Annotated in this window: 14 protein-coding genes and 2 pseudogenes; 7 read left to right on the top strand and 9 right to left on the bottom strand. The window is 68.6% G+C overall.

Annotated features, from left to right (window positions below):
* The first annotated feature begins 8 nt into the window (after window positions 1–8).
* The 5 genes from ACIBTS_RS44695 to ACIBTS_RS44675 all read left to right on the top strand — a co-directional run bounded on the left by ACIBTS_RS44695 (window position 9) and on the right by ACIBTS_RS44675 (window position 5,588).
* Complete coding sequence (locus ACIBTS_RS44695; protein WP_399327050.1) at window positions 9–944, top strand: VOC family protein; 936 nt, start codon at window positions 9–11, stop codon at window positions 942–944.
* A gap of 116 nt (window positions 945–1,060) precedes the next feature.
* Window positions 1,061–1,963, top strand: coding sequence for a fumarylacetoacetate hydrolase family protein (locus tag ACIBTS_RS44690; protein WP_399327048.1), 903 nt, complete (start codon window positions 1,061–1,063; stop codon window positions 1,961–1,963).
* A 113-nt stretch (window positions 1,964–2,076) separates the two neighbouring features.
* On the top strand, window positions 2,077–3,057 hold the full coding sequence (locus ACIBTS_RS44685; RefSeq protein WP_399327047.1) for an ornithine cyclodeaminase family protein: 981 nt from the start codon (window positions 2,077–2,079) through the stop codon (window positions 3,055–3,057).
* Window positions 3,058–3,065: 8 nt separating this feature from the next.
* Entirely contained in the window at window positions 3,066–4,544 is a 1,479-nt protein-coding gene (locus tag ACIBTS_RS44680) for an NAD-dependent succinate-semialdehyde dehydrogenase (RefSeq protein WP_399327045.1), read from the top strand.
* Between the two features lie 24 nt (window positions 4,545–4,568).
* A complete protein-coding gene (locus tag ACIBTS_RS44675; RefSeq protein WP_399327043.1) occupies window positions 4,569–5,588 on the top strand; it encodes a dihydrodipicolinate synthase family protein in 1,020 nt (339 codons plus the stop codon).
* On the opposite strand, the gene ACIBTS_RS44670 is transcribed toward ACIBTS_RS44675, so the two are convergent.
* The 5 genes and pseudogenes from ACIBTS_RS44670 to ACIBTS_RS44650 all read right to left on the bottom strand — a co-directional run.
* The gene (locus ACIBTS_RS44670) at window positions 5,566–6,456 is read right to left on the bottom strand and encodes a hypothetical protein (protein ID WP_399327041.1); all 891 of its coding nucleotides are present in this window, start codon (window positions 6,454–6,456) and stop codon (window positions 5,566–5,568) included. The genes ACIBTS_RS44675 and ACIBTS_RS44670 overlap by 23 nt on opposite strands.
* A 115-nt stretch (window positions 6,457–6,571) precedes the next feature.
* A pseudogene (locus tag ACIBTS_RS44665) lies at window positions 6,572–6,740 on the bottom strand (LysR family transcriptional regulator); the annotation flags it as partial.
* A 111-nt stretch (window positions 6,741–6,851) separates the two neighbouring features.
* Complete coding sequence (locus ACIBTS_RS44660) at window positions 6,852–8,480, bottom strand: bifunctional 3-(3-hydroxy-phenyl)propionate/3-hydroxycinnamic acid hydroxylase (protein WP_189787525.1); 1,629 nt, start codon at window positions 8,478–8,480, stop codon at window positions 6,852–6,854.
* A 120-nt stretch (window positions 8,481–8,600) separates the two neighbouring features.
* A complete protein-coding gene (locus ACIBTS_RS44655; protein WP_189787524.1) occupies window positions 8,601–8,864 on the bottom strand; it encodes a cytochrome P450 in 264 nt (87 codons plus the stop codon).
* Window positions 8,865–8,877: 13 nt separating this feature from the next.
* A pseudogene (locus ACIBTS_RS44650) lies at window positions 8,878–9,114 on the bottom strand (hypothetical protein); the annotation flags it as partial.
* Here ACIBTS_RS44650 and ACIBTS_RS44645 point away from each other — a divergent pair.
* Window positions 9,050–9,409 (top strand): hypothetical protein, encoded by a 360-nt coding sequence (locus ACIBTS_RS44645; RefSeq protein ID WP_399327039.1) that lies wholly within the window; start codon window positions 9,050–9,052, stop codon window positions 9,407–9,409. The pseudogene ACIBTS_RS44650 and the gene ACIBTS_RS44645 sit on opposite strands and share 65 nt — an antisense overlap.
* A 432-nt stretch (window positions 9,410–9,841) precedes the next feature.
* Here ACIBTS_RS44645 and ACIBTS_RS44640 read toward each other — a convergent pair whose 3' ends face one another.
* The 3 genes from ACIBTS_RS44640 to ACIBTS_RS44630 are packed head-to-tail and all read right to left on the bottom strand — an operon-like array spanning window position 9,842 to window position 12,068.
* Entirely contained in the window at window positions 9,842–10,897 is a 1,056-nt protein-coding gene (locus ACIBTS_RS44640; RefSeq protein WP_399327037.1) for a fumarylacetoacetate hydrolase family protein, read from the bottom strand.
* A 5-nt stretch (window positions 10,898–10,902) separates the two neighbouring features.
* A complete protein-coding gene (locus ACIBTS_RS44635) occupies window positions 10,903–11,187 on the bottom strand; it encodes a hypothetical protein (RefSeq protein WP_189787522.1) in 285 nt (94 codons plus the stop codon).
* A complete protein-coding gene (locus ACIBTS_RS44630) occupies window positions 11,184–12,068 on the bottom strand; it encodes a 2,3-dihydroxybiphenyl 1,2-dioxygenase (RefSeq protein WP_189787521.1) in 885 nt (294 codons plus the stop codon). Before ACIBTS_RS44630 ends, ACIBTS_RS44635 begins: the two co-directional genes overlap by 4 nt.
* A gap of 253 nt (window positions 12,069–12,321) precedes the next feature.
* Between ACIBTS_RS44630 and ACIBTS_RS44625 the strand changes: the two genes are divergently transcribed.
* Window positions 12,322–13,299: a LysR family transcriptional regulator gene (locus tag ACIBTS_RS44625; protein WP_399327035.1), complete on the top strand. Its 978-nt coding sequence runs from the start codon at window positions 12,322–12,324 to the stop codon at window positions 13,297–13,299.
* Window positions 13,300–13,471: 172 nt separating this feature from the next.
* On the opposite strand, the gene ACIBTS_RS44620 is transcribed toward ACIBTS_RS44625, so the two are convergent.
* A complete protein-coding gene (locus tag ACIBTS_RS44620; RefSeq protein WP_399327033.1) occupies window positions 13,472–13,864 on the bottom strand; it encodes a hypothetical protein in 393 nt (130 codons plus the stop codon).
* Window positions 13,865–13,884 lie beyond the last annotated feature (20 nt).

Below are 13,884 nucleotides of genomic sequence, written 5' to 3'. Positions count from 1 at the left end.
CACCCACGATGAACCGCCTGCTCACCCATCTGCGGCACGTTGACCTCGCCGTGCCCGATTACGACAAGCAACTCGACTTCTACGGCGGCGTATGGGGCCTGACCAAGGTCGCCGAGGACTCTGGTATCTCCTTCCTGGCCGCCGAGGGCTCCCCCGAGAACTACGTCGTCCGACTGCGCAAGGCCGATGAGAAGCGGCTCGACCTGATCTCCTACGGTGCGGCTTCACCGCAGGACGTGGACACGCTCGCCGAGCGGCTGCTGGCCGGCGGAGTGCAACTGGTCTCCCAGCCGGGCAAGGCGGACACCCCCGGCGGCGGTTACGGCTTCCGCTTCTTCGACGTCGACGGGCGCACCATCGAGGTCTCGGCGGACGTCGAGGTACGACAGCATCGCAAGATCGAGGAGAGGGAGTCGATTCCGGTCAAGCTGTCGCACGTCGTCCTCAACTCGCCGGACCTGAACAAAACCCGGGAGTGGTACGAGACCCACCTCGGTTTCCGTCTCTCCGACACTCTCTGGCATCCCCGCATGGGCGAGGCCATGCACTTCATGCGGATCAGCAACCAGCACCACTCGATGGCCATCGCGCAGGGCCCGCACACCTCGCTGCACCACGTCTCCTTCGAGATGCGCGGCATCGACGAGTACCTGCGCGGCTCCGGCCGGGTCATCCGCGCGGGCTTCAAGAAGCTCTGGGGCCCGGGGCGGCACACGGCCGGCGACAACACGTTCACCTACTTCCTCGACCCGCACGGCAACACCGTCGAGTACACGACGGAGCTGGAGGTCCTGGACGAGGACACCTGGCACCCGCACGTCTACGACTTCTCCGATCCCGACATCGCCGACCAGTGGGGTACGGCCAACCCGATGAACGAATTCGTCGCCAAGGAGTCGTTCAACGACGTCGACCGCGGCGTGTTCGTCGCCCCGCCCGTCTGATCCTGAGTTCCGGGGGCGCGGTGGCCCTGTCAACTGCCCTGACGCTCCACGCCGCGCCCCCGGCTCACCACCCGAAGACCGCGTAGTCCCGGTAGTCCCGAAGCCTGGAGCCGCACATGCGCTTCGCCGCGTACGAACACCAACACCAGCGCCGTGTCGCCGTCGTCGGCGAGGACGGCCGGCTGCACCCGGCCCCCGGTGAGTGCACGCTCACCGAGCTGATCGCGTCCGGCGGTCTGTGCGAGGCAGGCACAGTGGCCCTTCAAGCTCCGGCCGGCCCCCATGTCTCCGAGGTGCGGCTGCTCCCGCCGCTCCAGCCGCCCACCGTGCGCGGCTTCGTCACCTTCGAGGAACACGTCGAGGGTGTACGACGGTCTGTCGACGGGGCCTCCGGGGTGCCCGAGCAGTGGTACGTGGCCCCCACGTTCTACTTCACCAACCCATACGCAGTGTGCGGCCCGCACGAAGACATTCCCATGCCGCCGGGTTCGAGCGTGCTCGACTTCGAACTCGAAGTCGCCGTCGTGATCGGCAAGGAGGGCCGCGACCTCACCCCCGAGCAGGCCCGCGACCACATCGTCGGCTACACCATCTTCAACGACTGGTCCGCCCGCGACCTGCAGTCCGCCGAGATGAAGGTCGGCCTCGGCCCCTGCAAGGGCAAGGACACCGCCACCACCCTGGGCCCGTACCTGGTCACCACCGACGAGCTGGAGAAGTACCGGGACGAGGACGGCTTCCTGCGCCTCGCCCTGACCGCCTTCGTAAACGGTGAGCTGGTCGGCGAGGACCTGCTGTCCAACATGAGCTGGACGTTCGAGGAGATGGTCGCCTACGCCTCACGCGGCACCTGGGTGCGCCCCGGTGACGTCCTCGGCTCGGGCACCTGCGGCAACGGCGGCTGCCTCGCCGAGCTATGGGGCGTACGGGGCAGTGCGTCCACCGGATCATCACCGACCTCGGCGTCCTCGATGTCACGGACGACGGCCTCGCCCTGGTGGAGACCGCGCCCGGCGTAACCGTGCAGGACATCACCACCCGCACCAACGCACCGCTGCTGTTGGAGTCCGCACACGTCGCCTGCTGACAACAGCGTGCCACCACCTCCCCTCCTCTGGCTCAAGGAGCCCTGATGACCCTCTTTATCACCGACGCCGACGTCAGAGCCGCCTTCGACTGGGCCGACGCCATCGCCGCGCTCCGCAGCGCCTACGGCGCACCGCCCGACGAGACGCGCTTCCCCTCGCGCACGATGGCTCGCGGAGACGGCCTGTGGCTGCGCACGCTCAGCGGTGTGCCCGGCGACGGTGGCCCCATGGGCGCCAAGCTGATCGCCGCCTCGCTGCGGCATCGGCGCGCCTCGTATCTGATCCCGCTGTTCGATCAGGAGAGCGTGGAGCTGACCGCGCTCCTGGACGGCCACTCGATCACGGGTTTCCGTACGGCGGCCACTTCGGCGCTCGCCGCCGACCTGCTGGCCCCCGCCGGCCCGCTGCACGTCGCTGTGATCGGCTCGGGCTTCGAGGCGCAGAACCACGTCCGCGCTCTGGCGGCGATACGCACCCTGTCGTCCGTCACCGTGTTCAGCCCCAACCCGGCCAGCCGCACCCGGTTCACCGAGGAGCTCGCGGATCTGGGGCTGCCGCTCGCCCCCGTGGAGAGCGCTGAGGCCGCCATTGCTGACGCCGACCTGGTGATCTGCGCGGCCCGCTCCCGCGACGAGCAGCCGACACTGCGGGAGGCACCGGCCGGGGCGACCGTCGTGTCGATCGGGTCCACCCTGCCCGAGCAGCGCGAGCTGGCGACCGAGGTGATCGCCCGCGCCAAGGTGATCGTCGCCGACATGGTCGACGAGGTCGCCCACGACACGGGAGACATGATCGCCGCCAAGGAGGCGGGCGTCGACTTCGCCGCAAAGGTGGTCTCGCTCGCCGACGTCGTCTCCGGCCGCACGACCGGCCGGCCGGCACACGACCCGGACGCGGTCGTGATCTACAAGTCCGTCGGCTCGGCCGCGCAGGACCTCGCCGTCGCCGCGATGTGCACCCGGCGGGCCGCCGAACTGTCCCTGGGCACCAAGCTGCCCGTCACCATCTCCCCGGTCTCGAAGTGAGCAACCCCGTGAGCAGCCCAGTGCGCCGAGAACTCGACGATCCGTCCCTGCTGAAGACCGCCGCGTACGTCGACGGCACCTGGATCACCACCACCGACTCCTTCCCCGTGCACAACCCGTCCACCGGCGACCTGCTGGCCGAGGTACCGCTCCTCGACGCCGCGCAGACCGCCGCGGCCATCGACGCGGCGCACCGCGCGCTGCCGGCATGGCGGGCACGCCCGGCCAAGGAGCGGTCCCGGCTCCTGCGGCGCTGGTTCGACCTGGTCACCGCACATGCGGAGGACCTCGCCCGGCTGATCGTCTTGGAAGAGGGCAAGCCCTACGCCGAAGCCCTGGGCGAGGTCGCGTATGCCGCCTCGTTCCTGGAGTGGTTCGCCGAGGAGGCCAAGCGCATACGGGGCGACGTCATGGAGGCGCCGGAAGCCTCGCGCAGGATCGTCGTCCTCAGGGAGCCGGTCGGCGTGTGCGCGGCGATCACCCCGTGGAACTTCCCCGCCGCGATGATCACCCGCAAGGCGGGTCCCGCGCTGGCCGCGGGCTGCACCATGGTCCTCAAGCCCGCCGAGCAGACCCCGCTGACCGCCCTCGCGCTCGCCGAACTGGCCGACCGTGCGGGCATCCCGGCGGGCGTGTTCAACGTGGTCACCGGCGACCCGCGCGAGATCGGCCCCGAGCTCACGGGCAACCCGCTCGTTCGCAAGATCACCTTCACCGGTTCCACCGAGGTCGGCCGACTCCTGCTGGCCCAGTCGGCGCAGACAGTGAAGAAGACGTCCATGGAGCTTGGCGGCAACGCACCCGTCCTCGTCTTCGACGACGCCGATCTCGACGAGGCCGTCGAAGGCCTGATCGCCACCAAGTACCGCAACACCGGCCAGGCGTGCATCAGCGCCAACCGCGTCTACGTACAGGACGGCATCTACGACGCGTTTGCGAAGAAGCTGGCCGCGCGGGTCGCCGCCCTCGCCGTCGGCGACGGCTTCGACGCCGGCGTCCAGCAGGGCCCGCTCATCGACGAGGACGCGGTGGCAAAGGTCGAGTCCCACGTCGCCGATGCCGTCGCCCACGGCGCCACCGTGTTGCACGGCGGCAAGCCCCACGCGCGCGGCGGCCTCTTCTACGAGCCGACCGTCCTGACCGGCGTCACCGCCGAGATGGCCGTCACCCACGAGGAGACCTTCGGCCCGGTGACCCCGCTGGTGCGGTTCACCGACGAGAGCGACGCGATCCGCATGGCCAACGACACCGAATTCGGCCTCGCCGCCTACCTGTTCGCCAAGGACGCCGAGCGCATCTGGCGCGTCGGCGCCGCCCTGGAGGCGGGCATGGTCGGCATCAACACCGGCCTGATCTCCAACGAGACCGCCCCCTTCGGTGGCATCAAGCAGTCGGGCATCGGCCGCGAAGGCTCGGTCTACGGCCTCGACGAGTTCCTGGAGCTCAAGTACCTCGCCTGGGAAGGCGCGAAAACCCCCCAACCCTGATCACCGAACAAGGAGCACTCCACCATGGCCCGTTACACCCGCGCCGAAGCCCGCGACTGGGCGCGCGAGAACCTCGTCGGCGTCGTCAACTGCACCATCCCGTCCTTCACCGGCGACCTGAAGAACATCAACGAAAAGGCGATCCGCCACGACACCCGGCTCGCGATCGAGCACGGCTTCATGGGCACCCTCGGCGTCTCGGAAGTCGCCATCCAGCTCCCCGAGTACCTCGACTTCCTGCGCATCATCAAGGACGAGGCCGGCGACCGGCTGCTGCTCACCCATCACGCCAGCTGGAGCACGCTGGAGCAGAACCTCGAGGCCGTGAAGGGGGCGGAGGAGGCGGGCGCCGAGCTGGTGCTGCTGTCGTACCCGCCGAACTTCTACCCCGAGTCCGAGCAGGAGATCTACGACTACACCAAGGCCGTCTGCGACGCGACGAACCTCGGCGTCATGCTCTTCCCGATGTACCTGTGGGGCTTCAGCCCCCGCATCCACCCCTCCGACATCCCCGTACGCCTCATCCGGCGCCTGATCGACGACTGCCCCAACATCGTCGCCATCAAGGCGGAGGGCGGCTTCCCCAGCATCCAGAGCGTCATCGAATGCCACCGTCACTTCGGCGACGAGGTGGTCATCTCCATGCCCATCGAGGGCGAGCTGATCCCGCTGTCCCAGATCATGCCGATCCAGTTCTCCGCCACCAGCGACCACGAGTACTACGGCCCGATGATCCCGCGCGTCTTCCAGCTGCTGCGCGAGAGCAAGTACGACGACGCCGCAGACATCTACTGGCAACTGCACCCCGCCCGCAAGATCAAGGGAGGGCTCGCACCGGCGCTGCACGGCGGGGCGTTCATCAACCGGCAGGCGTGGAAGTTCCAGGGCTGGCTCCAGGGCTACAACGGCGGCCCGCTGCGCCAGCCCACCCAGCGCATCCACGACGCGCAGATGACCGCCCTGCGCAAGGGCCTGATCGACGCCGGCCTGGAACCGAGCATGGACCCGTTCCGCGAGTTCTTCATCGGCCGCAACCCGGCCTGAGACGCCGTCGGCCTGCCGCGACGACGTAGTGACATAAGGTCAGCGGCGGGGACGAAGGTTGCTCGACGGCGCGGTGCGGTGCACCGGTCGGTGCACCGGCGAGGAGGTCCCCGGGGGCCGGCAGCTCAAGCAGGTCCTCGCCCGCTGCCCCGCCCTCGACCGACCTACCGGACAGGTCCGCGCCCTCGCCGAATCGATGAACGACCGCCGGACCAGGAACTCGGTCAATGGACAGAGCCCGTGCAACGCCACAAGGGGCCGGTGGGGATCGGGTGGGCGGCCTCGGCGCGCAGGCCGTCGAGCATGAAGGCGATGCTGCGGCGCCATGCGTCGGGGGCCGGCGTCCTGCGCCGCCTTGGTGAGCAGGGCGGTGGTGGCGAAGATCTTCTAACCCCTTTTCAGCGGGGCGATCTGATCGGGCAGTTCGGGCCACCGCCCTCAGCCCCCGCAGGACCGCCGACTGTGGAAAACGAGGTGGGCCGACGAGCGTGCGGGTGCCGTGTCGGGCAGCCTTGCGGGCGGCGCTACCGCCGTTGGCGTAGGTGATGTCCACCAGCTTCGTGCCCGCCGCAGGGGCGGTGACGCCGGTGAACGTGGGGGTAGTGGCGGTGGTGGTGTCCTCGTACGTGGAGCCGGTGGCCTCGGTGCCGGAGACGGTGAGCAGGGCCGCGTCGTTGGCGGGGACGGAGGTGGTGTAGCCGGTGGTGAACGAGCCGGCGTCGGTACGGGTCCAGGCGTTGCGTACGCCGGCGGATGCCGAGGTCAGGTCCAGGTCGGCCCAGCGGACGGTGATGTTCGCGGCGGAGCCGGTGCGGTTGAACAGCAGCACCGCGCGCTTGCCGGTGCCGGAGAGCACCTTGCCGTACACCTGCAGGCCCCGGGTGTCCTCGCCGACCTTGTCGCCCGGCAGACCGCGCGAGTCCTGGTCGACGGCGAGGACCTCGGGGTTGGTGAAGATGTCGCGCGAATCCGTGCTCGGTGTTGCCGGTACGCGAGAGCAGATCGTCGTCGAAGTGGCGGCGCAGCCGGGCCAGGGCCGCGCTCATCGCCGGCTGACTGAGCCCGACGTTGCCCGACACGGGTGACGTTGTGCTTCTCCAACAAAGCCCGCAGGGGCAGGGCGGGGTTGAGATCGAGGCCGGAGAGAGACAACGACACCCAGAACGAGGCCGCATGCGGCTGCGGCATGTGCGCCGAGGACCGAAGAACGTGCGCCGGTGTCGCGATGAGGAACCGGCGCTCACGGCTTCGCGTCGGCTGGGTTCAGGACTCGATGTGTTTCCGCAGAGCGGCCACAAGCGTTCCCACCTGGTCGGTTCTGGCCGCGGCCCCAAAGATGTAGAGATCGGGCCGCAGTACAAGAACCTGTATCCCGTTCTCCTTCATGAAGTCGGAGTAGACCCCTCCAACATCGATGACCTCGTCCTCACCGACGACCGAATCAGACGTCAGGGTCACGAAGGATGTATCCACGCTGTGGAGGAATGCCAACGCGGCAGCACCCAGGAATTCCCGGGGATCTCCCGCCACGCTGATAATGCGGAAACCCAGCGTCGGCAGCAACGCGTCCAGGTGGGCTTGGACACCCTCACGTTCCACGAACCCCTGCGGCGACATCTTTCCGGAGAGCGCCGCCTGGTCGGGGTCGTGCGGCTTCAGCCCGGTCTCCAGCGGGAACTGGTTTCCGGCGGGCGGTGCCTGGCGGCCGGAGCGATATGCCTCGTCGCGCGCAGCGGCCTCGTCCGTGTCCACGACGAAGGTCGTGTCACCGATGGCCTTCGAGGTCTCGATCCAGATCCTGCTGTGGGGAAGCCGCTCATCCTCGTAGCTGTTGAGGAACGCGTCCGGTGCGAGGCCCCGCAGCACGAGGTCCAGCTTCCAACTCAGATTCCTGGCGTCGCGTATGCCGGTGCGCATTCCCATCCCCATATGGGGAGGCATGGTGTGTGCCGCGTCGCCTGCCAGGAAGACGTTGCCCTGACGGAACTTCTTGGCGAGCCGCGCTTCGAACGCGTAGAAGGTCTGGCTCAGGACCTCGACGTCGTTCGCGGTCAGTCCCCACCGGCCGAGGACCTCCCAGCGCAACTGCTCGCTCTCGAAGTGGGCGCGGTCCTCGTCCGGGAGCAAGGCCCAGCCGAACCGCCTCCGGCTCTTGCCCATGGGCAGGGCCGCGATGTCACGTTCCGGGTCCATGACCATCCACAGATCGTGGTTGCCGAGGGCGAAGGTGCCCTCGCCGATGGTCACCGGGTGCTGGGAGAAGTCGACGTTGGAAGCGACATCGCAGTTGGCCCAGGTCCCCTCGAACCCGAAGTCGTGGCGCTCGATCCCCAGGATCTCGCGCACCCGGCTGTTCGCGCCGTCTGCGGCGATCGCGTACGTGGCGGTGAGCCGGACGATCTCCCCGGTGCCGCGACGCCGGCCGTCATCGCCGATCTCCTGTCGCTCGGCCTGGATCTCGACCCTGCCGCCGAGGTCTCGTAGGTCCACCACCTCGAATCCTCGGCGCAGTTCGACCGACGGGCAGTCGGCGACTGCGCCGTCGAGCGCCGCTTCGAGGTTGGGCTGCCAGGACTGGTAGTCAGTCCCGTAGGCGATGGAATCGTCGAAGGGGGAGGGCGCCTCGGCCAGCGGCTGACCCTGGCCGTTGATGACATGGACGCAGTACAGCGGGGTGTAGTCGTCGAAGCTCTCCCGTGCTCCGACGGCGTCGAGTAGACGCAGCACCTCCTGGTCGATGTGCGTGGCACGTGGGCCCTCATAGAGGTTCGGGTGCCGCTCCAGGACTACGACCCGGTGGCCGGCGCGGCCGAGGAGTGCTGCCGCGCACTGTCCTACCGGCCCGTAGCCGATGATCGCGACGTCGAAGTCGCCGGTGGAGAGTTTCGTCACTTGGGATCAGCTCCGTGAGAATGCTGGAGACCGTATTACGGCCGCGTTCTGGTGTCGGTATGTCTCGTGGAAGGGGACGGCGCGGTCCGGGGCCACGCGGGAAAGGCAGGTCGGACCGGGTCAGCGGTTGTGGCCGACCGCGTTCTGGAGACGGACGGGCACCCGGTCGAAGCTCCCGCCCACCAGGCCCAGGTCGTTGTGGGGCTCGCCGGCGAGCTCGATGTACGTCGTCCTGGCCAGGATCTCCTCCAGGACGACCGTCATCTCCAGGCGGGCCAGCGGGGCGCCGATGCACTTGTGGACACCGTGCCCGAAAGCCGAGGTGGCGGTTCGGACTCCGGTCGAGGTCGAACTCGTCGGCGTCCTCGAAGACCTCGGGGTCACGGTTGGCGGCGGCGAAGTTCAGCCCGACGGAGCAGGCCCGCGGAATGGCGCGGCCGTGCAGTTCCATGTCGGTGGCGGACAGCCGGCCGAGTTCGTGCAGGGGCAGGTCGAGCCGGAGCGTCTCCTCCACGGCACGCGGGATCAGATCGGGCCGCGACCGCAGTGTCTCCTGCAGTCCGGGAACGGTGGCCACCCGGAAGATCGCCGCCCCGAGTGCCTTCGCGATGGTGAAGAACCCGGCGGCGATCATCTGGACCCCGATCTCGGCGACCTGTCCGTCGGTGAGGGCGGCGCCGTCGATCTCGGCGGTGAGGGCACCGCTGATCATGTCCTCGTCGGGGATCGAGCGGTGCGGTGCGGCGCTGCGCCACGACGGCGCCGATATGTCGCGCGAAGACGCCGAACACGGCCTCGGCTCGCGTCCCGCCTCGTCGGGCAGGTGGAGCAGCGCCGCCAGGGCCTGCGTCGGCAGAGGCCTGCAGTGCGCAGGGACCACGTCGGCCTCCCCAGCGGCGAGCAGCGACTCGATGTGCTCGACGGCGTAGCGCCGGATGAGCGGCTCCAGCGCGGCATGCGGTTCGGCCGGACGTAGTGGCTGAGCATGCGCCGGAACGGAGTGTGCTCGGGCGGGTTCAACGTGATGGGGATCTGGTCGCCGAGCGACACCCCGATGAACGGGGTGACCGAGGGATCGCTGCGGAAGCGCGCCGTGTCCAGAGCTACGGCGGTGACGTCCGTGTACCGGGTCAGGGTCGCGTGTACCTCGAGGGCGTCGCTGAAAGCGACCGGGCACTCGCGGCGCAGACGAGCGTATTCCGCGTATCGCTCGGGCGAGCGGAGTCCGCCACCGCGGGAGCGGCCTTCCCGGTCCTCCTCCGGATACCAGTCCGGCTCGACATGCACCTCTGCGTCGGGCGACATGTGATCCTCTCCTCAGGCAGCTCGCGTGGTGGCGGGCCGGGCCCGCCGGTCGACGCTCAGTCGGTCTGGAAGGGGCCGTAGTGGAGCTTGCGGTCGCGTGGCTCGGCGACGCAGCGGTTGCGCTGTCTGCCGAGGTAGGTGATCTCGCTGTCGATCACGTCGCCGTCCTTGAGGAAGCGGCCGTGGTGCTTGCCGTTGCCGGGGGGTGAGCCCAGGAAGATGATGTCGCCGGGGAGGAGGTTGACCCGCTCGGAGGCGTAGGACACGAACTGGTTCGGGGCGAAGATGACGTCGTTGGTCGGCCAGTCCTGCATCACCTGCCCGCTGACCTTCAACGTCGTGCGGATGGTGTCGTCCAGGGTGAAGAACTGAGCGGGGACGACGAGCGGGCCGGCGACCTTGAAGGACGGCTGGTGCTTGCTCATCCAGTCGTAGCCCCAGGGGATGTCGGTGCGCCGGAAGATGTCGATGGTGCCGAGGTCGTTGACGATGGTGTAACCGGCGATCATGTCCGTCGCCTCGTCGGGGGTGACGTTGCGTCCGGTGCGGCCGACGACCACGCCCAGTTCCAGTTCCCAGTCGGGCTCGTCACCCAGGGCCGGCAGGATCACGTCGTCGTTGGCGCCGGTCAGCGAGGAGTGCAGGCCCGCCCAGAGGAACGGCATGCCTTCCCGGGACCGGCGCTCCATCAACTCGTAGTTCCGCTGGAAGAACTCCTCGTCCGTCTCTCCGGGCTTGCGGTTGTGCTGGTTGAACTCGTTCTTGGTCAGCATCTGCGCCGAGTGCGTCTTGTAGTTGGCGCCCGCGCCGAGGAGGTTGGGGTGGCTGAGCGGCGGCAACGGCCGCAGGCTCGCCAGCGGCCTCGTGGTACGGGAGGCGTCGGCCCACAGGTTGCCGACCAGCTGGAGGTTGCGGCCCCAGTCGTCCAACACCTCGTGCAGGTCCCGGAAGCGGTCCGACAGGTCGGTGACCGTGCCGTCGGCGCCCACCAGGGCGGGGAAGCTGCGTTCTCCGTCGGCGAAGGTGCCCAGGGCGAACGTGTCCGCGCGCAGCCCGGTGGCGGGGTCGACGGCGTACTCGGGGGCGCGGCTGGCCGGAGTGGTGTCGGTCATGGCGATCAGGTCTCCAGGTCGGTGGCGTCGAGGCCCTCGAGCTGCTCGATGTAGGCGTCGGCGAACGGATGGGTGAAGCCGCCGTTAAGGCGCAGGGCGTAGTTGAAGAGCAGGAAGGGGTGGACGCCGAGCAGGTAGAGCCCGCGGATGTCGTTCGCCGTGAAGGCGGCACGCTCCTCGTCGGTGAGGTCACGACCGGCGAAAGCGGTGTCCGGCTCCGACCTCAGCGTCTCCGCCAGGTCACCGTCGGCGGCGATCTCCCACAGGAGGCGGTTGGCGGCGTAGCTCACGCGACGTTCACCTCCGCCCGCGGAACTGCGATGCCGGCACCCCAGGCGAGGAATCCGGCGGGAGGGCCGAACCTGCTCGCGATCATCTCGGCGTAGGCGGGCACCTCACCGCCGACGGCGCCGAGCGCGAACAGGTAGTCCAGGAAACCCGGCGTTCCGTTGCCGACCGCGGCGAGGGCCTCGAACGTGCTCTCCTCCAGCAGAGTCTCGGTGTCGCCGGCCAGGAGCTGCGACCACACCCGCCGGTCCCAGGCGTTCTCGGGCTCGGTGACGAAGTCCATCATCTGCGGTCCGCCGATCGCATTGGTCAGGTGACCGCTGGCGATGATCGCCACCCGGAGGTTCGAGGGGTGCGCCTCGATCATCTCCACGACGGCGGCACCGAGGTCGAAGAAGCGGCGCCCTGTGGCCACTGGCGGGGCCATGACGTTGGTGAAGATCGGGACGACCGGCAGGTCCTGCTCCGGCCGCAGGAACTGCAGCGGCACGGTGAACCCGTGGTCAAGGAGGAAGTCATCGCTGTAGGAGAAGTCGATGCTCCGCTGGAACCCCTGCCGCAGCAAGTGGCGTGCCATGTCACCTTCGAGCGCGGAGTCCCACGCGGGCAGGCCGAACATCTGCTGCTCGTGCGGGAACGGGCCCCGCGCCCGGGCCGCCTTCCCGATGAGGAAGGTCGGCATGTTGTCGTAGAACCACTGGTTGAAGTGGTCGCCGGACACCACGACCAGAACGTCGGGCTGCGCCGCCGCCAGCTGCTCGCGCAGCACGGCGTATTCGGCGATCGTCCGCCGCAGCGGCTCGGGCGCCGCCGGTCCCTCGGCGACGACTCGGGAAAACGTCGGATCGTGCGGCACACACAGCACCTGCACTACGGAAGCCATGGATCACCTTTCACCACCGCGTCGCCCGGACCGTGCGGCGATGGACGACGGTTCGAAGAAGTTCGACCATCTTGATCAGGGGGAACTCCAGGCAGGAATAGGCAGCTGGTTATACGACGCATTGAAGCGGTGGATATTGAGCCCTCCACCTGCGGGAATCGCGCTACGGCCTTGGCACGCCGTGTGTGCTCGCAGATGATGACGCGCGAGGCAGCGCAGAGTCGCGAGGCCGGACGGCGGACGGAGAGATGCAGTGTCCAAAGAACCATCGGCGCGCGGGCCCGGAGAGGGATACGGCCCCGAGCCGTTCCTCCAGGTGCTGCGCAGCCAGGACCTCGTCACCCTGCCGGTACTGCGCGCGCTACTGATCGAGCGCAGCGTCACCCGCGCGGGAGAGACCGTCGGTCTGAGCCAGCCGGCGACCAGCGCCGTGCTTGCGCGGCTGCGCCGACGGTTCGGGGACCAGCTGCTGGTACGCGTGGGCCGGCAGTACGAGCTCACACCGCTCGCGGCCAGCCTCCTGTCCAGGCTGGAGACGGCCACCGAGGCACTGGAGCGTCTCTTCGGCGACGAGTTCGACCCCGGCACCACCACCCGGCGGTTCACCCTGGCGGTCTCCGACTACGTGGTCGCCGTGATGTCCGAGGAGCTCAACCGGATCCTCGCCACGGAGGCTCCCAGAGCCACACTGGACATCCAGCAGTTGACTGCCGCAGCCCATCTCGACGCCGACACCCTGATCCGGCACGCCGATGGCGTGGTCCTGCCGCACGAGCTGGTCCAGGGATATCCCGGCCAGCCGTTGCTGGAGGACCGCTGGGTGGGCATCGTCGCCAAAAGCAACACCGTCGTCGGCACGGAGCTGACCCTCGAACACCTGGCCACCCTGCCCTGGGTCAGCCCGCTCAGCCGAATGGACCCCGGGTCGGCCACCGGGCCGCTGCGCCGGCTGCGGTCACTCGGCATCGATCCGCAGATCGAGGTGACAACCGACAGTTTCGTCTCAGTGCCGTTCCTCGTCGCGGGCAGCAACCGGATTGCGTTCCTGCACGAGCGGCTGGCGCACCGGCTCACGCCCATCGTCGCCGTCCGCGTCCTGCCCAGTCCCGTGGACGTCAGCGTCGCGCTCTCGCTGCGGTGGCACCACCGGCTGACCGAAGATCCAGGGCACCTCTGGTTCCGCGGTGTACTGCAGCGGGCCGCCCAACAAGCGATGAGCGCCGCTGACTGATGAACAGGCGCCCTCACAGTGAGCCTTTTCCAACCTGATGTTGCAGGTCACGGGGCTGGCGTGGGACGGGGCGGGGTGCTCGGGCTGGCCGGGTCCTTGATCGACAGTATGTGATGGTCCGCCAGCAGGAGGATTGCGCCGGCACCTGGATCGTGCTGCTCTTTCGTGTGTCCTACCAGAGGGTGCCCGGTCCCGCGATGACCCAGTTGGCGGCGACAGGCTTGACCCAGAAGCTCAATGCCACCTCGATTATCTGTGCGCGGTAGGTGATCTCAACGTAGAAATGGCTGCCGGTGTCGCCCCCGTGGAAGTCTGCGAGATTAAGTTCGCCGAGCCAGGACAGATCCTGCTCCCACTCGTCGGCAGCAGGGCTTCTGCTCGCCTCGTCCCCATCGGCGCTTGCTTCGACGGACCCGGTCCACAGCGACTTGAGCACAGGACGGACCGCGCTGTGGTCGATGAGCTGTTCGGCCTCAGGGATCCTCCCGGCTCGGAGCAGGCTGAAGTAGCGGCGAACGACAGCTTCGACGTCCGCCTTGGCAGGGTGCTCCGTCCAGGTCCTCACCGCGAGATCATACGAGTTCG

This window comes from Streptomyces sp. NPDC050121, from assembly GCF_044460385.1.
Lineage (GTDB): Bacteria > Actinomycetota > Actinomycetes > Streptomycetales > Streptomycetaceae > Streptomyces > Streptomyces soliscabiei.
The sequence above is the reverse complement of the archived record's forward strand: the minus strand, read 5'-3'. Positions and strand labels throughout refer to the sequence as shown.